This is a genomic window from Actinoallomurus bryophytorum (assembly GCF_006716425.1).
Classification (GTDB): domain Bacteria; phylum Actinomycetota; class Actinomycetes; order Streptosporangiales; family Streptosporangiaceae; genus Actinoallomurus; species Actinoallomurus bryophytorum.
This window is the reverse complement of the sequence record NZ_VFOZ01000001.1, coordinates 4,369,109-4,391,769: the sequence shown is the minus strand read 5'-3', so window position 1 is coordinate 4,391,769 and position 22,661 is coordinate 4,369,109. Positions and strand designations below refer to the sequence as shown.

Genomic DNA, 22,661 nt, shown 5'->3' with positions numbered 1-22,661 from the left:
GTGTCTTTCCCCGGATCTGTCGGCCGTGCTGGTGTGTCTGCGGGGTGTGCGCTGGGCCGGTGCCGTGACTTGATAAGAGCTCGGCCTAGGAGCCTCATCACTGGTCTGTCCGATGCACCGGCCCAGCGCGTGCCACGTCTCGTTTCCCTCACGAGGATTGGCAGGTTCAGGATGGCACGCAGGAGCAGGCGACCGGACAAGCGGCGGGTCGTGGGTGGGGTCGACACCCACCACGACACCCATCACGCCGCGGTGGAGTTGATGAACGGCGGCCGGATCGCGGACGCGCAGTTTCCCGCCACGGTTGAGGGCTATGCGCGGTTGCTGGCCTGGATGGAAGGCTTCGGCCGGATCCACGCGGTCGGGGTGGAGGGCACCGGCTCCTACGGAGCGGGCCTGACCCGGTACCTGCGCGGTCAAGGTGTCACCGTGGTGGAGGTGAACCGGCCCGACCGCCGTCAGCGCCGCAGTGTCGGTAAGTCCGATCCGTTGGATGCTTATGCCGCCGCTGATGCGGTGCTGGCCGGCCGCGCCCGCGCACTGCCCAAAGGCAACGACGGGATCGCCGAATCGATCCGGGTGCTGCACCTGACCCGGACCGGAGCCATCAAGGCCCGCACCGCAGCCATCAACGAACTACGAGCCGTGCTGGTCACCGCACCGGCACAACTTCGCGAACACCTCACCGGCAAACCCACCCCGGCACTGATCAGCGCATGCGCACGGCTGCGCCCAGGCACCGACCTGACCGACCCGCTCCACGCCACCAAACACGCCCTCCGCGCGCTGGCCCACCGCCACCAGCACCTGACCACCGAAATCGATGGTCTCAACCTGCACCTGAAAGCCTTGATCACCCAGACCCGCCCCGACCTGCTCGCCATTTACGGCGTCGGGGTCGAGACCGCCGCACAGCTGCTGATCACCTGCGGCGACAACCCCGACCGCCTCACCACCCCAGCCGCCTTCGCCGCTCTGTGCGGGGTGGCCCCGATCCCTGCTTCCAGTGGCAAGACCACCCGGCACCGGCTCTCACGCGGCGGAGACCGCCAAGCCAACCGCGCCCTCTACCTGATCACCATCACCCGCATGAGCCACTGCGCCCGAACCCGAACCTACGTCCAACGCCGCACCAGCCAAGGCAAACCCAAACCCGAGATCATCCGCTGCCTCAAACGCTACCTCGCACGCGAACTCTTCAAAGCCCTCACCAGCACAAACACCACCAACAAACAGCTACCAGCCGCCACTTGACACCACATAAGAGCATCCGGGGGTGCCATCCCACTCTCATTGTCCAGCGGCAACAACTGCGGGCGGAAGTGGAGCGGGGTTCTGTGGATAACCCCGTGTGGCGCCACACGGCAACAGCGTGACTATGCGGCAGGCCCCAGGGTCCAGGCCTCGGCTCAGGGGCGTTCCTGTGGCTCGCCGTCGACCTCGATGTCGGTCCTCTCGTTGAAGAAGCACACGAGGTCGCGTACCGGCTCGGCCTCGTGCAGCGGCGTTTCGTACGTCCAGGCGATGTCCTCGGGGCCGTGGCTCCAGTAACCCGCCTCGCCCTTGTACGCGCAGTAGCTCGTGGTCTCGGACGGCTTCAGCGCGTCCAGGCGCACGTCCTCGCGCGGGAGGTAGTAGCGGACCGGCAGGCCGGTCTCGAACAGGATCACCGGTCGCGACGACTCCGCGAGCACCGTGCCGTCCACGCTCACCTTGACGTGCCGCGAGCTCCTCAGCGCGTCGACGCGGTGGTACGGGTCGTGCGGATGCCCGAAGACCTGCTCGTCCTCCTCGTACCAGGCGTCCATGGCGTTCCAGTAGAAGGAGACGTAGCCCTCGAGCCAGGGCGCGATGGGTTCCGGGTAGCCCCAGACGGCGTTCTCCGCCGTACGCCCGCCGGCCGACACCGTCCAGTACGCGGCGTCGCCCTTCACCGGGCAGTGCGTCGAGTGGTCAGTGCGCTCCAGCAGGTCCATCCGGACGTCGGACTCGGGGATGTAGTAGATGGGCAGGTGCGCGGTCTCGAACAGCAGGCGCGCGCCCGTCGTGTCGGCGATCGTCTCGCCGCCGAACTCCACGCGGATCCGCTTGTGCACCGGCTCGGAGTAGAGAAGGTGCTCAGGGGCCCGTACGTCTCCGTTGAACACTCCCGCGGGCCGTCCGGACAGGGGTGCTCCAGGCATGGTCAGGCTCATGGCAGCGGCAACCCCATCGGCCCGCGCCGCATTCCATACAACGCACGCGGTACGCCCGGAGCGGCCGATACCGGCCTTCCCTCGACCGCGGGACAGAGTTACGGTCCATACGCGGGAGGCAAAATGACTCAACGACGAGTCAGTGGTCCGGTCTCGGACACGGAGCTGATCTACAGCCCGGACACCTACGTACGCTCCGTGCCGCACGACGCGCTGACCCGGCTGCGTCAGTCGACACCGGTCGCCTGGGTCGAGGAGCGACCCGTCGACGACTGGCCGGCCGGCCCGGGGTTCTGGGCGGTGCTGCGGCACGCCGACGTACGCCACGTGCTGCGCAACCCGCGGTTGTTCTCCTCGCACCTGGGTGCCACGCAGATCAGGGACGCCGAGGACCTGGACTACGTGCGCCGCATGATGCTCAACATGGATCCCCCGGACCACTCACGTCTCCGCGGGCTGCTGACCAAGGCGTTCACGCCACGCGCGGTGGCCCGGCTGGCGGCGCGCATCGAACGACGGGCACGCGCCCTGGTCGACGAGGTCGTCGAGAAGGGCGAGGCGGACTTCGCCAAGGAGATCTCCGCCGACCTGCCGCTGCTGACCCTGGCCGACGTGTTCGGCATCCCCGAGTCCGACCGGTGGCTGCTGTTCGACTGGTCCAACCGGGTCATCGGCTACCAGGACGCGGAGTACTCCGCCAGCGCGTCGTTCGAGGCGTCGCGGGCCACGGACATGGCCAAGCGGGCGATCGCGCTGCGCCCCACGGGCCCGGTGAACCCCCGCTCACGCGCAGGCATGCCCGACCTGTACGCCTACGCGCACGAGCTGGGTGAGTACAAACGGCGCCATCCCGGCGACGACGTCATGACCGCGCTCATGCGCAACGACGAGGACGGCACCATCGCGATCGAGGAGTTCGAGAACCTCTTCTGGCTGTTCGCGGTGGCCGGCAACGAAACGGTGCGCAACGGCCTGCCCGGTGGGATGTTCGCGCTGCTCAAGAACCCCGACCAGCTCGCCAGGCTGCGCGCCGACCGCTCTCTCCTCGACGGCGCCGTGGAGGAGATGCTGCGCTGGTGGACCCCGGTGATGAACTTCCGGCGTACGGCGACGGCCGACACCGTCGTCGGCAACGTCCCGGTACGCAAGGGCGAGAAGGTCGTCGTGTGGTTCTCCTCGGCCAACCGGGACGAGGAGGTCTTCGACCGCCCGACGCGATTCGACGTCGGGCGGACCGAGAACGACCACCTGACCTTCGGGCACGGCCCGCACTTCTGCCTGGGCGCGCACCTGGCCCGGCTGCAGATGCGCGCGATGTTCGGCGCGGTGCTCGACCGGCTCCACCACATCGAACTCGCCGGCGAGCCGATCCGGCTCCGCTCCAACTTCCAGAACGGCATCAAACGCCTGCCGATCCGCTGGAACCCGGGGCCGTAGTGAGACCGCCGAGGTCGTGGGTGGCAGCGGCCGGCCGATGAGTTCCGCCCTCCCGTACGGTCTGAGGCGAGGAAGACCCCCCACCGGAGGAGCATCCAATGAGGCCCGTCATCGTCGCCCTGCCGATCGCCGACCGGCAGGTGTCGTACCGCTTCTACCAAGACGGACTGGGCTGGATGGCCGAGGGAGAGCCCGCCGAGGACGGGGTCCCCGAACCCCTGCGGTTCGCCCTGAACGAGGGCATGGGGATCATGCTGGTTCCGACGGGCGGCTTCGGCTGGGTCATCGGGGACCGCGAGGTCGCACCGCGTGGGCACAGCGAATGCGTCGTCAACTTCGACGCCGGCAGCGACGAGGGTGTCGACGAGCTGATGCGGCGCGCGCACGAGGCGGGTGCGGAGCTCGTGACCAAGCCCGGACCGCAACCGTGGGGCTACGCCGGTGCCTTCGCCGACCCCGACGGACACGTCTGGATGGTGACGAGCGGCCGCTGAGGTCACCGCGGGCACAGCTACGGCAACAGGCCCCGGGGCCCTAGCGGCCTTTGGCCTGGAGGTGCCGGATCATCGCTGAGGGTCAACCCGCAGCGATGATCTTCCGGAGTTCGGGTGAGCGCGCCTCGAAGACGTCGAACAGCCCCACCGCCGCCACGGCCGGGGCCAGCGCGCGCAACTGGTCGGACACGCGGCCGTGTTCCTCGGTACCGGGAGCGAGGCGCTGGAGGTTCTTGGCGTTGGCCACGAAGGCCGCCACCGAGCCCTTGCGAACCTGGACGCCGTTCAGCACGGTGCCGTCCACACCGTCGGGCAGGACGTCCTCGGGACTCACGATGTCGTCGACCATGACCCCTCCTAAAGAGCGTGCAATCTGCACGCTTCTTACCCTAGCCGAGATGCGTGCTTTTTGCACGTATCATGAGGGCCGTGACCGTGCCCGCCGAACAGATCGCCGCCGACCTCGGAGCCCTGCTGCTGCGCGGCAACCGCGCTCACCTGTACGACCGGCTCACCGAAGGGGTCGTCGGCGTCGACAGCACCACGTACCCGGTGCTGTCCGGACTGGCCCGCGCCGGGCCCGCGACGGCGAGCCGGCTCGCGGACCTCATCGGCCTCGACCGCACGGTGGCCACGCGGTACGCCACGCGGCTCGAACAGGCCGGGCTGGTGACGAGGGCCGCCGACGCCGACGACGCGCGGGCGACCCGCCTCTCACTGACACCCGAGGGCCGGCAGGCCGTCCAGACCATGCGCACCGCCCTCGAGTCGATCCTCGCCGAGGCCCTGAGCACGTCCGAGCCCGAGGAGATCGAGACCTTCGCCCGGGTGCTCCAGCGGCTCCTCGACGCGCTCGTCCCCGCGCCGCCGGGGGCGCCGCTACGCCGGTGAGGAGCTCAGGCGTCCTCGTGCTGCAGGTGCTGGCTCATCCAGAGCAGGGCGCTGGGCAGCACGCGCCGCCAGGTACGGGGGTTGTGCCCTCCGCCCGGTACGAGGATCTTGTCGGTCGTCAGCGGCGCCCGTGCCGTCTGGAGGAACTTCCTGGCCTCACCGAAGTCCCGCTCGCCGTCCGGGCTGGTGGTGATCAGCACTGAGATCGGGGGCGGCGGGAGGTGCTGGAGCCGCCAGATCAGACTGTTGTCGTTCTTGACCTGCTTGCTGCCCGCGTACAGATCGCCGGTCTGCCAGTCCTGCCGGGGGTAGAAGTACCCCGCCATCGACACCGCTGCGGTGAACCGGTCGGACGCCTTCATCGCCAGCTTCACCGCGCAGTAGCCGCCGGTCGAGTCGCCCATCGCGCCCCATGCGTGCGGGTTGCTCGCCACGCGGTACGTGGACATGAGGGCCTCGGCGACGTCCTGCGTGTAGAAGGACAGCACCTGCGGGCCGCCCGGCACGTCCGTGCACTCGGTGTCCTTGGGCATCACCGAGGTCGGTGACGGCCGCATCATCACGATGATCATCGGCTGGATCTGGCCGGCGTTCATCTCCGTGGCCGCGGTGGACGGCACCTTGAGCCGCGTGACGAGTTGTTCGGGCAGGCCGGGAAAGCCGGTGAAGTCATACATCACCGGGAAATGGCGCTTGGCGAACTGCTTCTGGAAGTACTGCGGGGGCAGGAAGACGTACGCCTGGGTGGTGAGGCCGGTGCGCGCTCCCTGGATCTGTACCTGCTCGATCTGACCGTCGTGAGTCGGGTCGGGCTTTTTCTTGTTGTCAAAGGCGGTCGTCTGGCGGGCCAGCGGCTGCCCCGTGCCCTTGGGCTTGGTGATGACCAGGCTGTTGTTGGCCTGGATGTGCACCGGCTGGTGGTTGGTCCCCAGCAGGTCCGCCCAGGAGGCATAGAACAGGAAGTAGTTGTTCACCGCCAGCAGCAGCACCATCATCAGCGTGAACTGGGCGCCTGCGAACAGCCCGATCCGGGAGAGCAGCATGCGGGCTCCGGCCCCGGCGAATCTCGGCCACCACCAGATCGTGGCCACGCCCAGGCCGATGGCCACCAAGACCACAAAGGCGAGGAGCCCCCCGCTCGTCAGTCCCACCGATGTCCTCTCAAGATCCGGCCCGTCCCGTACGGGAACGCACCAGGGTTCAGGAAGGGTGTGGGGCGGTCGATGACACGCCCCGGCCGGTTTACGGTATCTGTCAAACCGACTGCCCCCGCCCACTTATGACGCCCGAGTCGCGTAAAAAGTGCACGCACCTCCCCTTTGGGCCACACGCGTTGCCGCCACAGTGTTGTGGATGATCGGCAAACGCTCGGTAAATGCCAGGTCAGCGGGTGACTACTCCCGCTGACGTAGTCACGGTGTCCACCGGCGCACGATGTAGTACGCACACCGGATCTCCTAGGGTTCAGATGTGACCGGCGAACGCACGACCTCGCGATGGCGGCCGAGTGACCTGCCGTCCTTCGTCGTGCCTCTCGTCGTCGCCTTCATCCAGCTCACGGCCTCATCCGGCGCCGACGCCCACGTGCGCTACCAGTCCCTGCATCTCGACATTCTGGCGTACTCACTACTCGTCGCGGGCCCGGTCGCGCTCCTTTTCCGCCGTCGCCACCCGTCTGCGGTCCTGGCCGTGATCATGGCGATCACCGTGGTGTTCGTTCTGCGCGGATACGTCTTCGGCCCGGTCTTCCTCAGCCCGCTCGTCGCGATCATCGCGGCCGTGACCGCCGGCCGGCGTGCCGCCGCGTGCACCGTGACGGGCATCGCACTCGTCGTCCTCAGCACGCTGGGCCTGCTCACCCCGTTCGGGCCGTTCCGGCTGGGCTACTGGACACTCGGCCACGCGGTGGCCATGTTCACCTGGCTGCTGCTCGTGCTCGCCGGGGCCGAGGTGGTACGGATCCGGCACGAGCGTGCCGCCGAGGTGCGCCGCGCGCGCGTCGAGGAGGAGCGGCGCCAGGCCAGCGAGGAGCGGCTTCGCATCGCCCGCGAGCTGCACGACGTCCTCGCGCACAACATCTCGATGATCAACGTTCAGGCGGGCGTCGCGCTGCACCTCATGGACGAGCGTCCCGAGCAGGTACGAACGGCGCTCAGCGCGATCAAGGACGCGAGCAAGGAGGCGCTGAGCGAGGTGCGTTCGGTCCTCGGCGTCCTCCGTCAGGTCAACGAGGGCGCGCCGCGTTCGCCCGCCGCCGGGCTGGCGCGCCTGGACGACCTGCTCGCCCGCGCCGAGGTGGCCGGTCTCACCGTGCGCATGCGAACGATCGGTAAGCCGCGTCCGCTTCCGGCGGGTGTCGACCTCGCCGCGTTCCGGATCATCCAGGAGGCGCTGACGAACGTCACCCGTCACGCCGGACCGGACGTGACGGCGAACATCAGGCTCGAGTACAGGGAGGACCACGTGCTCGTCGAGGTCCAGGACGACGGACACGGTCTCCCCGGAGAGCCGCCGGGCGGCGGCGGCAACGGCATCCCCGGGATGCGCGAACGTGTCGCCTCGCTGGGCGGTGAGATCTCCGCCGGCCCCCGAAACGGCGTCGACGGCTTTCGCGTCCGTGCCCGGCTCCCGGTGCGCTCGCCGCCCACGGTCGAGCAGGTCCCGCCGCCCGGCCCGGAGACCCCGCACGAGACGGACGAGACGAACACCCCATGAAGATCCGTGTACTCCTCGCCGACGACCAGGCACTCGTACGTGCCGGCTTTCGTGCGCTGCTGGACGCCCAGCCGGACATCGATGTGGTCGGCGAGGCCGCCGACGGACAGCAGGCCGTGATGCTCGCCCGGCGGCATCGCCCCGACATCGTCCTGATGGACATCCGCATGCCGGTGATGGACGGCCTGGCCGCGGCCCGGCAGATCGTCGGCGATGACCGGCTCACCGGCACGAAGATCATCATTCTGACCACGTTCGAGCTGGACGAATACGTCTTCGAGGCGCTGCGCGGCGGCGCCAGCGGCTTCCTCGTCAAGGACACGGAGCCCGCCGACCTCGTACGCGGGGTCCGCGAGGTCGCCAGCGGCGACGCCCTGCTGTCCCCGAGCGTGACCCGCCGGTTGATCGCGGAGTTCGCCGCCAAGGCGAAGAAGCCGAGGGCCGGCGTCGAGCTGACCGCCCTCACCGATCGCGAACGCGAGGTCATGGCCCTGGCGGCCGAGGGCCTGTCGAACGACGAGATCGCCGCCCGCCTGGTGGTCAGCCCGGCGACGGCCAAGACGCACGTGAGCCGCGCCATGGTCAAACTGCACGCCCGCGATCGCGCCCAGCTCGTCGTCATCGCCTATGAGACCGGTCTCGTCAAGCCCGGCTGGCTCGACTAGGGAGATACTGCCTGGGCATGGCCGACCACGTCCTCGGGGACGCCTGGAGAACGGGGCCCAGCATGACCGGGATCACACGACGTCACCTTGAGGTCAACGGGCTGCGGATGCACCTCGCCGAGGCCGGTACGGGCCCGCTGGTGCTCCTGCTGCACGGCTTTCCCGAATCCGCCTACTCCTGGCGTTCGCAGCTGACCGCGCTCGCCGAGGCCGGCTTCCACGCCGTGGCGCCGGACCAGCGCGGCTACGCCGGTACGGACCGGCCCGCCGCGACCGAGGACTACACGATCCTGCATCTGGTCGGTGACGTGGTGGCGCTGATCGATGCTCTAGGCGAACGAACGGCCACCGTCGTCGGACACGACTGGGGCGCCATCGTCGCCTGGCAGACCGCGTTGTTGCGACCGGAACGGGTGCGCGGCGTCGCGGCGCTGAGCGTGCCCTACATGCCGCGGGGGTCGAGGCCGCCGATGGCCGCGCTGCGCGCCGCCTACGGCGATGCCCACTACCAGGTCTACTTCCAGCGGCCGGGGGTCGCCGAGGCCGAGCTCGGGGCCGACCTCGACGAGACGTTCCGGCGCGCCCTGTACGGCCTGTCCGGAGACAGCCCGCGGGTCTGGCCGATGCTCGTCCCGGAGGGCGGGCGCCTGGTGGAGTCGTGGCCCCGGCCCGGGCGGTTGCCCGCCTGGCTGACAGAGGATGACATCGCCACCTACGTGCGTGAGTACTCCGCAGGGGGCTTCACGGGCCCGCTCAACTGGTATCGCAACCTCGACCGGAACTGGGCCCTGACCGCCGCGTGGGACGGCGCGCCGATCACCATGCCCGCCCTGCTGCTCGCCGGCGACCTGGACCCGGTGATCGCCGCGTTCGACCTCAGGCGGCTCAGGGGGTCGATGCGGGCGCACATCCGTGATCTTCGCGGGTTCGAGCTCATTCCGGGCGCCGGGCACTGGCTCCAGCAGGAACGCCCCGCGGAGGTGAACGCCGCGCTGACGGACTTCGCCGCGGCCACGGCCACGGGCTAACCCGCGCCCACGCGCAGCATGAGGACGGCCACCTCGCCGGCCTCGACGGCCGACCGGCGCAGGTGGTCGGCCACCGCCTTGGCGGTGAGGTCGGTCCAGTCGGCGAGCAGCCGGGCCAGGCCGTCCGCGCCCGCGCCGGCGTGGCGGGCCGACGGCCGGCCGATGGCGCCCGGAGCGATCCCGTCGACCGCCCGGCCGGTGACGCACAGGAGCACGTCGCCCGGGTCTAGGTCGACGGTCTCCTCCTCGAACCTTGTGTCGCGCACCGCGCCGAGCGAGGACTGGGTCCCGGACACGGAGGTGACCTCGCCCGACAGGGTCAGCCGCAGCGGCGGCGGGTGGCCCGCCGACACCAGGGCGAGGCGTATGCCCGCTCCCGGCCGGTGGACGAGCTCGCCGTGGAGCAGCGTCATCAGCCGCCCGTGCGCGCCCTCGCGGACGACCGCCCGGTTGAGCCGGGTGATGACGTCGGCCACGCCATGTCCCTCCGCGGCCAGGAGGCGCAGGCCGTGCCGGGCCAGGCCGGCGACCGTGGCCGCCTCGGGGCCGGTGCCGCTCACGTCGCCGATCGCGAAGCGCCAGCGGCCCGGTGCCGCCTCGAAGACGTCGTAGAGGTCCCCGTCGTACGCCTCGCCGGCGGGCCGGTGCACGAGGCCGTACTCGACGCCGGGGATGTCCGGTGTCGCGTACGGCTGCGGCGGGGCGGGCACCGGCGCGGCGTCGGTGCACAGCCGGAACCAGACCGTCTTGGAGGCCGCGGCGTACGACACGCCCCACTCGGCGGCGAGCATCACGGGCATGAGCAGCCCCCGGCCGCTGATGCGGTCGGGGTCGTCGCCGTCGCCGGGGGCCGGGAGCACCCGGGTGGAGTCGCCGTCGACCACCTCGACCTGCACCGACGTGCCGGCGGTGCGGCAGATGACCTCGAACGGGGTGCGCGCGTGGATGACGGCGTTGGTCGCCAGCTCACTCGTCAGCAGGACCGCGTCGTCTATCGCGGCGTCGGCGCCCCACCCGATGAGCGTCTCCCGGACGAACCGGCGAGCCTGCGCGACCGCGGTCCGGTCCGCCGGGTAGGCCGCCCGCACGATCGGATGCACGGGAGCTCCCTTCGCGAGTTGTGCCGCTCGCTCGACCTCTTCCGCCCCATCGTGACAGAGAGCAGTCGCGCGATTACACATTGCGAGGAAAACGTATCGGCCGGGCCCCGAGAGAGCCGCCACATGATTACTTTCCGTGCGAACTCGGGTGGCCTAGGCCGGCGGCTGGAACGAACCGATGACCCGGTCCGCGAGATCGGGGGGGTAGCGGTTCTTGCCCCCCGGGTAGGCGACGAAGATCGCGTACTGGCGGCCGTTCGCGGTGAGGCCGCGGTCGGTGGCCGTCATGATGCCGTGGTCCTTGGTCAGGTAGGTGAACGCCAGGTCGGACGCCGGCCAGCCACCGGGCGCGGTGAAGCGGTCGCTCAGGCGCACCTCGCGGAAGCCGGGCGGGAGGTTCCTGGCCCTGACCTGGCGCTCGAACTCCCTCCAGTGCGCCACGGGGTCGGCGTAGTCCCAGGGAGTCGTGTCCAGCTGGATCTGTGCCCCCGTCGAGGGCTGCGTCCACAGCACGGAGTTCTTCCGAACCTGCCGGGTCCAGCCGGTGGGTACGAGCAACGACGCCCCGCCCGGACCCGGGGAGCGCTGGTAGCCGGCCGGGACGCGGGCGCTGGGCGTCGACCGGGGAGTGAGGGGCGTGGTGGGCGTGGGCGTGGGCGACGTGGAGCCCGAAGCGCCGTCGGCGGAATGGCGCGTCAGGAGCACCACCGCACACGCGGCGACCACGAGCAGGAAGACCAGGACGATCAGCAGGATCACCCTCGGCCTCCGGCTCGTCGTGGCGTCCTGCCGTGCCGGGGCCGGGTCCGGTCCCGGGACGGACCCGTTGAGCTCCTGCACGGTCTCGTCGGTAGCGGGTCCGCGGCCTCCGAACTCGGCCGTCCACGGGCCTGCGGCCCGTGGGGTGTCCGGTATGTCGCGCCAGGTCTCGGCGATGCCGTTGGTCTCGGTGAGCTCTCCGCGTGCGGCGCGGGCGAGATCTCTGTTCGCCTCGTCGGCCGTCATGCGCTGGGCCGGGTCCTTGACCAGCAGGCCCATCAGCACCGAGGCGATCGGCCCGGCGTTGCGCGGCGGGGCGGGCTCCTCGTGCAGGACCGCGGTGAGCGCGGCCATGGCCTCGACGCGGTCGTGCGGGCTGCGCCCCTCACACGCCGCGTACAGCGTCGCGCCGAGCGCCCACAGGTCGGAGGCGGGACTCGCCAGCTCGCCGCGTGCCCGCTCCGGGGCGATGAACGCGGGTGAGCCCAGCACCACCCCGGTCTGGGTGAGGGTGGCGTCGCCGTCCATCCGCGCGATGCCGAAGTCGGTGATCACGACCCGCGCGTCCCCGCCCTCGCGCCCGCGCATGTCCAGCAGGACGTTGGCGGGCTTGACGTCGCGGTGCAGGACACCGGCCGCGTGCGCCACCCGCAGTGCCGCGAGCATCTGGACGCCGATGTCGGCGACCCGAGCGGCCGGCAGCCTGCCGTCGCTGTCGAGGATCTCCTGCAGCGACCGCGCGCGGACGTACTCCATGACGATCCAGGGCCGTCCGTCCTCCTCGACGACGTCGTGGACGGTCACGATGCCCGGATGGGACAGCCGTGCGGCCGACCGGGCCTCACGCAGGGTGCGCTCGTAGAGCACCTCGCGATCGGAGTCGGTCAACCCCGGCGGAAAGATGACCTCCTTCACCGCGACATCGCGGTGCAGCAGATCATCGTGTGCTTGCCAGACCCTGCCCATGCCGCCGCGACCCACCTGACTCAGCAGGCGGTAGCGACGTCCGAGCACCGATCCCTCCCCGAACGGCATAGCTGAGGACCATACCGACCGCCGGTGACGGATCGGTGGTGTTAGCCGAGTAATTCAGCTAAATGTCGCGAAAACGAACACAGCGAAAAGGACGAGCAGCACTACGGCGACGATAACGATCGAGCGGATCGGATAACCCGCCGACTCCGCCCCGTCCGTGTCGTCCGGTGTGGTCACCTGAGTCAGCGCGTCGGCGAGGGGCTCCGCGACATGCCCCTGACCGGGATCGTCCACCGCGGTGACGACACTGGAGGGCAGCCGCCTCGTCGCCCCGTCCAGTGCGTCGTCGACCGGCTCGTCCGCGCCGCCCGCCAGGATGCGGTCCAGCATCGAGGCGACCTCGTCGACGGTCAGGCGCTCGGCGGGATCCTTGCGCAGCAGGCCCTCGATGACCGGCCGCAGCGGCCCGGCGTTGGGCGCGGACGCGGGTTCGTCGGTGAGCACGGCGACCAGGCTCGCCATCGCGTCCGGACGCTCGAACGGCGACTTGCCCTCCACCGCGGCGTACATCGTCACGCCCAGCGACCACATGTCGGAGGCGGGTACGGCGACCCGTCCGCGCGCCCGTTCGGGTGCGATGTAGGCCGGCGAGCCGATGAGCATGCCCGTCTGGGTGAGGGTCGCGTCGCTCTGCGCACGTGCGATGCCGAAGTCGGTGAGCACGGCGCGTGAGCCGCTGACCAGGACGTTGCTCGGCTTGACGTCACGGTGCAGGATGCCCGCCTCGTGCGCGACACGCAGGGCGCCCGCCATCTGCCGCCCGATGTCGGCGACCGTTCGCGGATCGAGCACGCCGTCCTTCTTGATCTGCTCATGCAGCGACTTGGCGCGGATGAGCTCCATGACGATCCAGGGGCGGCCGTCCTCCTCGACGACGTCATAGACGGTGACGACGCCTGGGTGGCTCAGCCGCGCGGCGGTCCTCGCCTCACGAAAGGTCCGCTTGTGCTGGATCTCGCGCTCCTCGTCGGAGAAGCCGTGCGGCAAGATCACTTCCTTGACCGCGACGTCACGGCCGAGGACCTCGTCACGGGCATGCCAGACGGTGCCCATACCGCCGCGGCCTACCTCGGTGAGCAGGCGATAGCGCTGCGCAAGAAGGGGGTTTTCCGGCATAGTTCGCCCACGATACCCACCGCGAGGCCTTTCGTTGGCCTGACGCACACCCAATCACCGGTACAAAGAAAGAATATGGCGCACGATCTCAGGAGCGACATGGCGACGAAGGTGACGGATGCGGGCGGGTCGGTGACCCGGCGGGCGATCGAAGCCGTGCCGGCCGTCCTCTTCTGGTACCTCCGGATCTCCGGTGTCCTCTCCGTCCTGGCCTGGCTCTCCTACGGCCTGATCGAGTGGATGTTCAACGTCTGGGTGCTGCGCTCCATCAACTACTTCGGCTGGTACCCGAGCCTGCCGTACGGCCTGCTCCTGATCCTGGTCTCGGTCGGCGTCCGCCGCCGCAAGCGTGCCGCGTGGCGGATCAGCGTCGTCCTGTTCCTGCTGTTCTTCGCGGTCTGGGCCCTGGCCGGGCTGTCGGACTGGGGTGGCTGGGGCGAGCTGATCACGGCGGGTGCCTTCGGTCTCGTCGTCGCGCTGCTGGTCGCCGCGCGCAAGGAGTTCTATGCGCTGCCGGACCGCGCCAACCGGCGGCTCGCGCTCGTGGTCGCCTCCGTGCTCGTGGTCGTCGGCGGTGTCATCGGCACCACCCTCGTCTTCCTGACCGACCGCGACCCTCGCGGTCCCGCCTGGACCCATCTGGTCTACGCCGGGCTGCAGACCCTCCTGGGCGCGGGCGACAACGGCTGGGACCTCCAGGTCAACGTGCCGATCTGGGTCGACGGCATCCTCGGCATCCTCGGCAGCGGACTGCTCGTGACCACCGTGTGGGCGCTCTTCCGCCCGGGGCAGCGGCTCGCCGTGCTCACCCCCGACGAGGAGCTGCCCGCGCGCGCCTTCCTGGCCGAATGGGGCGACCGCGACTCCCTCGGCTACTTCGCGCTCCGCCGCGACAAGGACGTCATCCTCTCCCCGAACGGGCGGGGCGGCATCGCGTACCGGGTCGAGGGCTCGGTCAGCCTGGCCAGCGGCGACCCGCTCGGCGACCCCGAGGCCTGGGACGCCGCCATCAGCGCCTGGCTCGCCGAGTGCCGGGCACACGCGTGGATCCCCGGCGTCCTGGGCGCCAGTGAGCGCGCCGCCGCGGCGTTCGGCCGCTGCGGGCTCGACGCCCTCGAGCTCGGCGACGAGGCGATCCTGGACCTGCGCGACTTCAACCTCGACGGCCGTGACATGCGGCAGGTGCGCCAGGCCGTACGCCGGGTCGAGCGCGCGGGCTACAGCGTACGCATCCGGCGGCACGGCGCGATCAGCCGCGAGGAGATGTCCGAGCTGATCGCGGACGCCGACCGCTGGCGCGACGGCCACACCGAGCGCGGCTTCTCGATGGCCCTGGGGCGCCTCGGCGACCCGACCGACGAGCGCTGCGTGATGGTCGAGGCGTTCGACGGCGCGGGAGAGCGACGGGGGCTGCTGAGCTTCGTGCCCTGGGGCCGGCCGGGCCTCTCCCTCGACCTGATGCGCCGCGACCGTGACGCCGAGAACGGCCTCAACGAGTTCATGGTGGCCAAGCTCGCCGAGAACGCCGCCACCGTCGGGGTCACCCGGGTTTCGCTGAACTTCGCCATGCTCCGGTCGGTGTTCGAACGCGGCTCGGCGATCGGCGCCGGCCCGATCTCCCGGCTGGCGTACCGGCTGCTGTCGGTCGCCTCGAAGTTCTGGCAGCTGGAGTCGCTGTTCCTGGCCAACGCCAAGTACAACCCGGTGTGGACGCCGCGCTTCATGTGCTTCCCGCAGAGCCGCGACCTCGTACGCATCGGGCTCGCCGCCGCGCGGGCCGAGGGTTTCCTCCCGACCCTGTTCAAGCCGCGGCTGGACACGCCGTCGCCGTCGCCCACGCTCGTCGCCAAGATCAAGGAGATCGAGGAGTCCGCGGAGGCGGCCCGGCTGCCCGCACGGCGCCTGACCGAGCAGGAACGCGTCCGCCACGACAAGCTGGAGCGCCTGCGCGAGGCCGGCATCGACCCGTACCCTCTCGGCTTCGACCGTACGGCGGTCGCGTCCGAGGTGCGCGAGCGGTTCGGGGCGCTGGCGCCGGACGCGCACACGGGCGAGACCGTGGCGGTCGCGGGCCGGGTCGTGCTGGCGCGCGAGCACGGCAAGCTGGTCTTCGTACGGCTCCGCGACGAGTCCGGCGACATCCAGCTCATGCTGGCGGCCGACTCCGTCGGGCCGGACGCGCTGCGGCGCTGGAAACAGCTGGTCGACCTGGGCGACCAGGTCGGCGTGCGCGGCGAGGTCATCACCTCCCGTACCGGTGAACTCTCGGTGCTCGTGGCCTCATGGGAGCTCACCGCCAAGTGCCTGCACCCGCTCCCGGCCTACCTCCCGGGCTCGCTGACCGACGAGTCACGGGTCCGCCAGCGGCACGTCGATCTCATCGTCAACGACGACGCGCGGCGGATGCTGCGGCTGCGCGGCGACGTCGTGACGGCTCTGCGCGACCATCTGCGGGAGCACGGCTACCTCGAGGTCGAGACGCCGATGCTGCAGCCGGTGCACGGCGGTGCCGCCGCCCGGCCGTTCACGACCCGGATGAACGCCTACAACCTGGACCTCTACCTGCGGATCGCGCCCGAGCTCTACCTCAAGCGGCTGCTCGTCGGCGGCGTCGGCAAGGTCTTCGAGATCAACCGCAACTTCCGCAACGAGGGCGTGTCGCCGCGGCACAATCCCGAGTTCACGATGCTGGAGGCCTACGAACCGTACGGCGACTACAACACGATGGCCACGCTCACCCGTGACCTCGTCCTCGCGTCCGCGCGTGCCGGGACGGGCGGGACGGTCGTGGTGCGGGACGGCGTGGAGTACGACCTCGCGGAGCCGTGGCGGGAGATCACGGTGTACGACTCGGTCTCGGAGGCTCTGGGCGAACAGGTCACCCCTGCGACCTCGCTGCGCACTCTGCAGAAACACGCCGACCGGGTGGGGCTCAACCACAATCCCGAATGGGAGCAGGGAAAGCTCACCCAGGAGCTCTTCGAGACGCTGGTGGAGTCCTCGCTGCGCTCCCCGACGTTCGTCCGCGACTATCCGGCGGCCACCTCGCCGCTGACCCGGCCGCACCGCGACTCGCCGTGCCTGGCCGAAAAGTGGGACCTGATCGTGTTCGGCCTCGAACTCGGCACGGCGTACTCCGAGCTGATCGACCCGATCGTCCAGCGCCGCAACCTGACCGCGCAGTCTCTGCTCGCGGCCGGCGGCGACCCCGAGGCGATGGACCTTGACCAGGACTTCCTGCGTGCCCTGGAGTACGGCATGCCGCCCGCCGGCGGCATGGGCATGGGCGTCGACCGGCTCATCATGACCCTTACCGGCCGCAACATCCGCGACACCATCCCGTTCCCGCTACTTCGCCCCGGGTCCTGAAAACGGCCGGTTCAGGCCGCACGCAGCATGCCCCGAACGCCACTACAGTCGTTAGGCGTGAGTGACACCAATCAGAACGTCACACGGCAGCCCGACGTCGAAGGCTACGACGACCTGATGGACTTCGATGCCGAAGGGTTCCTGAACGAGTGGCAGGAGGCCGACCGCGCGGCGGTCGACCTGCTCCGCGAGGCGCTTCCCGACGTCGTCGCGGCACGGGTCCCCGAGGAGCAGCTCGCCGAGGCGGTTCAGCGCATCCGCACCCAACTGACCGAGTGGCCGCACCGCCACCTCGCCTCGGCGGCCGACTGGGGCAAGCAGCCTCCGGCCGACGACGAGACGCTGTGGATCCAGGCGGCCGGCGCGCTCGTGTCGATGAACGGCGAGTCGGGGCTGGGGAGTCACGAGGAGACCTCCCTGATGACCCTGCAGCACGGCGACTGGGCGGGCGCGGTGATCGGCCTCGCACGTGCGGGCGTCGGCACTCGCGCGTGGGCGGAGGACCTCTTCCAGCTCGCCGACAAGTGCCCGGAGATCGAGGGCTCCTACGAGGCCGACGACCGTGAGCCGATCGAGTTCGCCTTCGGCCTGATGGTCCCGGTCTGGGAGGCCGTCGGCGCCCTGGACGAGCACCGCCGGCTGACCCCGCTCGGCCACTGGGGCCTGCCCCGCGCCCTCGCCTGGGCCTGGGACGGCTCTCTGGACGAGGGGTAGCCGCCGGACGCCCGTAGCGGGGTCATGGCAGACGCCATGGCCCCCCAGAGGCCGTGCCGGTCCACCCAGGCCGGCACCGCCGCAGTGATCTCTTCCGGCCGGCCCTCCGTGGCGTGCCCGGGACCGCCGCGCCCAGATGGGGGCAGGATGGTTCCCTCGGTCGCCCGGGCCGGCGGGGCGAGTGGGGCGCCCAGGAGGGTCGTCAGGGCACCGTCGAGCTCCTCGGCCCCGCGGGTCGTTCCCGCCTCTCAGCGGGGCCAGGAGGCGCTCCAGGAGCACCCTGACGGTGGCGGCGGCCGGGCCGCACGTGTCGCCGCTGGTGCTGGGGTCGCGGGTGCGGTCGATGAGGCCGTCCGCGTCCCGTGTGCGGGCCGGCTCGGACGCGGGGAGCGTCTCCAGGCCGGTGTGGGCCGGTTCGCGACGCCGGGAAGCCGTTCGGCATGCTCCCTGCGACTGATCGGACAAATAGCATGCGACGGTGACGGGGCGACGTAAGGGAAAGAAGCGGCACCGCTCGCCTGCCGGTGCCGAGCCGCACGATGGCGGGTCGGCCCTACTGCGTCCCATCGACCCCGAGCGTGACCTGCTCGGCCGGGCACCGGTACGGCTGCAGGTCGAAGGCGACCTGTTCCTCGGCCACGGGTTCGGGCACCAGCGAGTGGTGATCCCCCTGTCGTCGGTCAAAGCGCTGGGCACCTACTTCTCCCCGCGGACTCGCGGGGCTCCCCGCCGAGGACTCGTCGTCCTCGATGCCGAGGACCGGGTGTTGCTGAAGGCTCGCGGCGACTGGCCGGCCGACGCGCTGGGGGACTTCGCCCGTAAGGCCGGGCTGCCGTCTCCCGGGTACCGGCCGGGCGGCCGCCGCCGCCTGCGCCGGGCCAAGGGCTGTCGGCGGCTGCGAACGGCGCCGCGCGGGTCATGGCTGGTCAGCGTTTTCGCCACCGTCGCCCTGTTGGGATGTCTCGTGTTCGGCGGGGCGATCGCCCTGCTCCTCGCGACACAGACGGTGCCGCGCTCGTTCGGAGCGGTGCGCGTCCTCATCGACATCGTGGCGCTGCTCGCCGGAACGGCCGCCGGCCTGACCGCCTCCGTGTATCTGCTGAAGGCCGCGGACACGGCGGTGAAGTGGCTGGCACGGTGGGTCGCCCGGCGCCTCGGGCACGACGTGCCCGACACGCCGCCCGCACCACCGAGCCTCGGCCGTTCCCGGAGGCGCCCGCCCGGGTTCGCGGGTCTCGCCGTGCCGGTTCTGGCGATCTTCGGGCCCATCGTGCTCACCGTGACGATCGTGAGCGGTGTCCGCGACGAACACCTGATCGACCGGCTGAACCGGCACGGCGTGAGCACCTCCGGCACGGTGGAGGACAGACCGGCGGTCTCGACCGGAGGCCACGGCACCTCCATCACCCACCACGTCGAGCTGACGTTCACGACCCGTGACGGCCGGTACGTCACCACCTCCGACCGATCGATCGGCGGGGTCACCTACACCAACCTGGCCGCGCGAGACGTGACGGTGGTCTACGACCCCCGGCACCCGGCCACCGCCGCGGTGGGACGGCAACTGCGGATCTCACCGTGGCACGGTGGCAGGACCACGAACCTCGTCTCCGGCTCGGTCTTCACCGTCCTCCTCCTCGCGTACGCGGCATTGCGGCTGCGCGGACGGAGGACATCGCCACGTTCGGAGCGCCGGCGGTCACCGCACTAGCGTTCCGCGGCGTCCGCGGCGTCCGTGGCTCCCCGGTGAAGGTCGGCGAGGAGCGTCGGGAGCAGCCACTCCTCCCGTGCCGCCCGGTGTTCGCGGGCCATCGTCGTCGTAAGGCGGGCATCCCAGGGAGCGGCCGTACGAGTGCCCTCCAGGGGGTCATCGGTCCCGGTCTCCAGAGCCTCGAGGTAGTCCTCGGTGCTCATTCGCCACGGGACCGCGCCGTAGCGCTCGGTCGCCGCCGCAGTCGTCCGCAGGCCGGGCCAGTCGAAGTCGTTGCGCCACCGGATCCGGGCCCCGGTCGCCGCGCCGAGCAGCCGGTCGCACGCCGCGGACAGGTGGCCCTCCGTACAGACGAGCGGGGCGCTGCCTGCCCCGAGCTCGGCCGCCGCCGCACGCAGCACCGCCGGACTCTCGCAGACGAAGATCTCATCCGCCCGCGGTGTGACCGGCGCGGCCACCAGCTGCTGCAGCGTGAGCCGGAACGGGATGCCCGCTGACGCGGCGCCGTCCAGCCAGCCGGCGACGATGTTCTCCTCGCGTGCCCGCAGGGCGAGCACCAGCACCTGGCTGGACAGGTCGTCGGCGAGCACGCCCGCGTCGCTCCAGACCCGGCGCTCGTCCTGGCGGCCCACCGGCGGCGGCGCGCCCTGCCAGAGCACGAGCGCCCGCATGACCAGACCTGCCAGCGGTTTGCCGGACAGTGCGGTCGCGTCGCCGGTCGCCCACTCGGCGAGCACCGGCAGCGGCACGTCCTTGGCGGGCAGCCGGTCGAGCACCGCCGCCGCCCAGCCGAGCAGGTCGCCATCACCGCTCCGTACCAGCCGCATGACCGTGCCGTCCCGCGACAACTCGCCGAGCCAGCCCGTGAACCAGCCCTCCCCCGCGTACCGGCAGCGCATGGCGGCCTCCAGCGCCTCACGCATGTCGGAGGGCCGGCCCGGCCGGTCGAGCCAGGCCAGCGCCTTGCACAGGCCCACGCCGTACGCCTCTCGCAGCATGCCGTCCAGCGCGACCAGCGTGACGGCGGGCCGGTTGGACGCGGCGTCGCGGCCGGTGATCCGCTCGACGACCCGGAGCTCCTCGCCGGAGGGGTAGGCGAGCGCGATGGAGCCGGTCACCTCGCCACCGGTCCTGTCCAGCCTGCGACGAGCCGCGGCCAGCAGCCGCCGCCATTCTTCCCCGCGCAGCTCGTCGAACTCAGCCATGGGACTCAGTGTGCCGCGATGCACGGGCCGGCGCCGCGACACCCGGGCTCCAGTCCACGCCGCGTCCGTACCCAGGGTCCGCCTCCGCCAGTCGTACGGTGGCTCTGTGACAACGCCGATCGAAGATCTCACCCTCCGCCTGCGGGGGTTCGTCGCGGCCCGCGACTGGGAACGGTTCCACACACCGAAGAACCTCGCCATGGCCCTGGCCGGCGAGGCGGGCGAGCTCCTGGCGGAGCTACAGTGGCTCACCGCCGAGGAGTCCGCCCAGGTCATGGCGGACGAGACGGCCGGGGCCCGCGTACGCGCGGAGGTGGCCGACGTCGCCATCTACCTTTTCCGCCTGGCCGACACACTGGGCATCGACGTCGTCGAGGCCGCCCACGCCAAACTGGACGAGGGCGAGCGCCGCTACGACGTCGCCACGTACCGGGGCATCGCCCGCAAGGCTCCCCCGCTGCCGTGACCCCGCTCCGCTCGGCGATCGTCCTGGGTGTGGTGCTGGCCGGTGCGGTGGTGGCCGCCGTGGTGCTGCCGCGGGCGAACGACACCTCACCGCCACCAGTCCCTTCCGCGTCGGCCTCTCCTCCCGTCGCACCCCCGCCGGGAGCGAGTTTCGACTACCAGATCGGTGCCGCGTACCCGCCGGCCCACGGCGTGCGCGTGGTCTCGCGTGACCGTTCGAGCAGCCCGGCCGCCGGCCTGTACTCCATCTGCTACGTCAACGCGTTCCAGGTCCAGCCGTCGGAGCTGGGCTGGTGGAAAGGCACGCACCCGGACCTGCTGCTACGCGGCCCGGGCGGCCCGGTCGTGGACGAAGACTGGAACGAGGCGTTGCTGGACCTCTCGACCCCCGCCAAGCGGACCGAAGCGGCCACCATCGTGGGCGGCTGGATCGACGGCTGCGCGCGGCGCGGCTTCCAAGCGGTGGAACCGGACAACCTCGACTCCTACGAGCGGTCGGACGGCCACCTCACCAGGTCCGACAACGCGGCGTTCGCGGGTCTCCTGGCCCGCCGCGCCCATGCCGCGGGTCTGGCGATCGGGCAGAAGAACGCCGCCGAGCTGCTGCCCCGGCACGCGAGCATCGGCTTCGACTTCGCCGTCACCGAGGAGTGCGGCCGCTACGGGGAGTGCGAGCGGTACGCGTCGGCGTACGCGAACCGCGTCTTCGACATCGAGTACCGGACGAACGACTTCACGAGGGCCTGCCACCACTCAGGCACGACGATGTCCATCGTCCTCCGCGACCGCGAGGTGAGCCCACCCGGCAGCCCTCACTACGCCTTCAGAACCTGCTGACGGCGATGGCGAAAAGTTCTCCTGAATTAAGCCGAGGGCGATGATTTCCGCGGCCGGCTCCGGTCAACACCTCAGAGCAGTCCATCCGAGCCCAGGAGGAACCATGACCGAGAAGACCGCCGGCGCCCTACCCCCCGTCGTCGACCGGCAGGCCTGGCAGGCCGCGATCGACGAGCTGCGTACGCGGGAGAAGGCCGCCACCCGTGAACTCGACGCCATCGCCGCACAACGCCGCCGACTGCCGATGGTCGAGCTTCCGGACTACACGCTGATCGGCCCAGACGGCCCCGTCCGGCTGGCCGATGTGTTCGGCGAGCGCTCCCAGCTCATCGTCTACAACCACATGTGGTCCGATGGCGCGGAGTGGCAGTGCGGCGGCTGTACAGGGCTGACGTCGCAGTACGTCCGGCTGGGCTTCCTCGACAACTACGATGCCCGCTTCGTCATCGTCACCAACGGGCCCATCGAAGAGGCCTTGGCCTACAAGGCCAAAGTCGGCAACAGAATGGACTGGTACTCGTCGTCGGAAAGTGACTTCGGCGCCGACGTGGGCGCGGCGCCCGGCGGGGGCTTCGCGGTGAACGTGTTCCTCCGCGACGGCGACAAGGTCTACCGCACCTGGCACACCGACGGCCGCGGTACCGAACAGCTCAGCCACACGTTCGCGTTGATCGACCTCCTGCCGTGGGGCCGCCAGGAGGAATGGCAGGATTCGCCCGAAGGCTGGCCGATGTCTCCCACCTACTCCAACTGGCTCGACTCTCCCGACGTCGCCAGGCTCTACGGCCCGGACGAAGACGCCAGGCCCGCGAGATCGTGAGGTCGAAGTGATGGCAACGGAGCCTTCGAGCAGTGGTCACCTGCCGATCAACGGTCTGAGCCTCTATCACGAGGTGTACGGCGAGCTCGGCAGGTCGAGAACGTC

The 22,661-nt window shown here is 70.7% G+C and carries 20 protein-coding genes; 13 read left to right on the top strand and 7 right to left on the bottom strand.

Annotated features, from left to right (window positions below):
- The first annotated feature begins 210 nt into the window (after window positions 1–210).
- Window positions 211–1,254 (top strand): IS110 family RNA-guided transposase, encoded by a 1,044-nt coding sequence (locus FB559_RS20715; RefSeq protein WP_246121831.1) that lies wholly within the window; start codon window positions 211–213, stop codon window positions 1,252–1,254.
- Between the two features lie 155 nt (window positions 1,255–1,409).
- On the opposite strand, the gene FB559_RS20710 is transcribed toward FB559_RS20715, so the two are convergent.
- The gene (locus FB559_RS20710; RefSeq protein ID WP_221640103.1) at window positions 1,410–2,183 is read right to left on the bottom strand and encodes a DUF427 domain-containing protein; all 774 of its coding nucleotides are present in this window, start codon (window positions 2,181–2,183) and stop codon (window positions 1,410–1,412) included.
- A 135-nt stretch (window positions 2,184–2,318) separates the two neighbouring features.
- Between FB559_RS20710 and FB559_RS20705 the strand changes: the two genes are divergently transcribed.
- Window positions 2,319–3,632, top strand: a complete 1,314-nt coding sequence (locus FB559_RS20705; protein WP_141957164.1) for a cytochrome P450 — start codon at window positions 2,319–2,321, stop codon at window positions 3,630–3,632.
- Between the two features lie 98 nt (window positions 3,633–3,730).
- Window positions 3,731–4,126 carry a VOC family protein gene (locus FB559_RS20700; protein WP_141957163.1) on the top strand — a complete coding sequence of 132 codons (396 nt, stop codon included), beginning with the start codon at window positions 3,731–3,733 and terminating at the stop codon, window positions 4,124–4,126.
- Between the two features lie 82 nt (window positions 4,127–4,208).
- Here FB559_RS20700 and FB559_RS20695 read toward each other — a convergent pair whose 3' ends face one another.
- Window positions 4,209–4,475 carry a hypothetical protein gene (locus FB559_RS20695; RefSeq protein ID WP_221640102.1) on the bottom strand — a complete coding sequence of 89 codons (267 nt, stop codon included), beginning with the start codon at window positions 4,473–4,475 and terminating at the stop codon, window positions 4,209–4,211.
- Window positions 4,476–4,555: 80 nt separating this feature from the next.
- Here FB559_RS20695 and FB559_RS20690 point away from each other — a divergent pair, with 80 nt between their 5' ends.
- Complete coding sequence (locus FB559_RS20690; RefSeq protein WP_246121824.1) at window positions 4,556–5,017, top strand: MarR family winged helix-turn-helix transcriptional regulator; 462 nt, start codon at window positions 4,556–4,558, stop codon at window positions 5,015–5,017.
- A 5-nt stretch (window positions 5,018–5,022) separates the two neighbouring features.
- On the opposite strand, the gene FB559_RS20685 is transcribed toward FB559_RS20690, so the two are convergent.
- A complete protein-coding gene (locus tag FB559_RS20685; RefSeq protein ID WP_141957161.1) occupies window positions 5,023–6,168 on the bottom strand; it encodes an alpha/beta hydrolase in 1,146 nt (381 codons plus the stop codon).
- 319 nt (window positions 6,169–6,487) lie between these two features.
- Here FB559_RS20685 and FB559_RS20680 point away from each other — a divergent pair, with 319 nt between their 5' ends.
- From FB559_RS20680 to FB559_RS20670, 3 genes are all read left to right on the top strand, one after another.
- Entirely contained in the window at window positions 6,488–7,732 is a 1,245-nt protein-coding gene (locus tag FB559_RS20680; RefSeq protein ID WP_246121817.1) for a sensor histidine kinase, read from the top strand.
- Window positions 7,729–8,397: a response regulator transcription factor gene (locus FB559_RS20675; RefSeq protein ID WP_141957160.1), complete on the top strand. Its 669-nt coding sequence runs from the start codon at window positions 7,729–7,731 to the stop codon at window positions 8,395–8,397. The genes FB559_RS20680 and FB559_RS20675 overlap by 4 nt, the downstream gene beginning before the upstream one ends.
- A gap of 62 nt (window positions 8,398–8,459) precedes the next feature.
- The gene (locus tag FB559_RS20670) at window positions 8,460–9,425 is read left to right on the top strand and encodes an alpha/beta fold hydrolase (protein WP_141957159.1); all 966 of its coding nucleotides are present in this window, start codon (window positions 8,460–8,462) and stop codon (window positions 9,423–9,425) included.
- On the opposite strand, the gene FB559_RS20665 is transcribed toward FB559_RS20670, so the two are convergent.
- The 3 genes from FB559_RS20665 to FB559_RS20655 form a co-directional block, all read right to left on the bottom strand.
- Window positions 9,422–10,525: an ATP-binding SpoIIE family protein phosphatase gene (locus FB559_RS20665; RefSeq protein WP_185792319.1), complete on the bottom strand. Its 1,104-nt coding sequence runs from the start codon at window positions 10,523–10,525 to the stop codon at window positions 9,422–9,424. The genes FB559_RS20670 and FB559_RS20665 overlap by 4 nt on opposite strands.
- Before the next feature lie 153 nt (window positions 10,526–10,678).
- On the bottom strand, window positions 10,679–12,319 hold the full coding sequence (locus tag FB559_RS45620) for a serine/threonine-protein kinase (RefSeq protein ID WP_141957157.1): 1,641 nt from the start codon (window positions 12,317–12,319) through the stop codon (window positions 10,679–10,681).
- A gap of 54 nt (window positions 12,320–12,373) precedes the next feature.
- The gene (locus FB559_RS20655) at window positions 12,374–13,435 is read right to left on the bottom strand and encodes a serine/threonine-protein kinase (protein WP_141957156.1); all 1,062 of its coding nucleotides are present in this window, start codon (window positions 13,433–13,435) and stop codon (window positions 12,374–12,376) included.
- 99 nt (window positions 13,436–13,534) lie between these two features.
- Here FB559_RS20655 and lysX point away from each other — a divergent pair, with 99 nt between their 5' ends.
- The 3 genes from lysX (at window position 13,535) to FB559_RS20640 (ending at window position 19,229) form a co-directional block, all read left to right on the top strand.
- A complete protein-coding gene (gene lysX / locus FB559_RS20650; protein WP_141957155.1) occupies window positions 13,535–16,804 on the top strand; it encodes a bifunctional lysylphosphatidylglycerol synthetase/lysine--tRNA ligase LysX in 3,270 nt (1,089 codons plus the stop codon).
- A 57-nt stretch (window positions 16,805–16,861) separates the two neighbouring features.
- Complete coding sequence (locus FB559_RS20645) at window positions 16,862–17,518, top strand: hypothetical protein (RefSeq protein WP_141957154.1); 657 nt, start codon at window positions 16,862–16,864, stop codon at window positions 17,516–17,518.
- A gap of 478 nt (window positions 17,519–17,996) precedes the next feature.
- A complete protein-coding gene (locus FB559_RS20640; protein WP_141957153.1) occupies window positions 17,997–19,229 on the top strand; it encodes a DUF3592 domain-containing protein in 1,233 nt (410 codons plus the stop codon).
- Here FB559_RS20640 and FB559_RS20635 read toward each other — a convergent pair.
- A complete protein-coding gene (locus FB559_RS20635) occupies window positions 19,226–20,434 on the bottom strand; it encodes a TIGR02679 family protein (protein ID WP_141957152.1) in 1,209 nt (402 codons plus the stop codon). The two genes, FB559_RS20640 and FB559_RS20635, sit on opposite strands and share 4 nt — an antisense overlap.
- A gap of 106 nt (window positions 20,435–20,540) precedes the next feature.
- Here FB559_RS20635 and FB559_RS44730 point away from each other — a divergent pair, with 106 nt between their 5' ends.
- The 3 genes from FB559_RS44730 (at window position 20,541) to FB559_RS20620 (ending at window position 22,556) form a co-directional block, all read left to right on the top strand.
- Complete coding sequence (locus tag FB559_RS44730; RefSeq protein ID WP_246121815.1) at window positions 20,541–20,900, top strand: nucleotide pyrophosphohydrolase; 360 nt, start codon at window positions 20,541–20,543, stop codon at window positions 20,898–20,900.
- Window positions 20,897–21,736, top strand: a complete 840-nt coding sequence (locus FB559_RS20625) for an endo alpha-1,4 polygalactosaminidase (RefSeq protein WP_141957150.1) — start codon at window positions 20,897–20,899, stop codon at window positions 21,734–21,736. Before FB559_RS44730 ends, FB559_RS20625 begins: the two co-directional genes overlap by 4 nt.
- A 103-nt stretch (window positions 21,737–21,839) precedes the next feature.
- Window positions 21,840–22,556 (top strand): DUF899 domain-containing protein, encoded by a 717-nt coding sequence (locus FB559_RS20620; protein ID WP_141957149.1) that lies wholly within the window; start codon window positions 21,840–21,842, stop codon window positions 22,554–22,556.
- Window positions 22,557–22,661: the final 105 nt, after the last annotated feature.

Excerpts from the sequence above, each read along its gene's own strand:
- FB559_RS45620 (WP_141957157.1), bottom strand. The coding sequence starts at position 12,319 with ATGCCGTTCGGGGAGGGATCGGTGCTCGGACGTCGCTACCGCCTGCTG.
- lysX (WP_141957155.1), top strand. The coding sequence starts at position 13,535 with ATGGCGACGAAGGTGACGGATGCGGGCGGGTCGGTGACCCGGCGGGCG.
- FB559_RS20705 (WP_141957164.1), top strand. The coding sequence starts at position 2,319 with ATGACTCAACGACGAGTCAGTGGTCCGGTCTCGGACACGGAGCTGATC.
- FB559_RS20635 (WP_141957152.1), bottom strand. The coding sequence starts at position 20,434 with ATGGCTGAGTTCGACGAGCTGCGCGGGGAAGAATGGCGGCGGCTGCTG.
- FB559_RS20655 (WP_141957156.1), bottom strand. The coding sequence starts at position 13,435 with ATGCCGGAAAACCCCCTTCTTGCGCAGCGCTATCGCCTGCTCACCGAG.
- FB559_RS20670 (WP_141957159.1), top strand. The coding sequence starts at position 8,460 with ATGACCGGGATCACACGACGTCACCTTGAGGTCAACGGGCTGCGGATG.
- FB559_RS20710 (WP_221640103.1), bottom strand. The coding sequence starts at position 2,183 with ATGCCTGGAGCACCCCTGTCCGGACGGCCCGCGGGAGTGTTCAACGGA.
- FB559_RS20675 (WP_141957160.1), top strand. The coding sequence starts at position 7,729 with ATGAAGATCCGTGTACTCCTCGCCGACGACCAGGCACTCGTACGTGCC.
- FB559_RS20695 (WP_221640102.1), bottom strand. The coding sequence starts at position 4,475 with ATGGTCGACGACATCGTGAGTCCCGAGGACGTCCTGCCCGACGGTGTG.
- FB559_RS20620 (WP_141957149.1), top strand. The coding sequence starts at position 21,840 with ATGACCGAGAAGACCGCCGGCGCCCTACCCCCCGTCGTCGACCGGCAG.
- FB559_RS20700 (WP_141957163.1), top strand. The coding sequence starts at position 3,731 with ATGAGGCCCGTCATCGTCGCCCTGCCGATCGCCGACCGGCAGGTGTCG.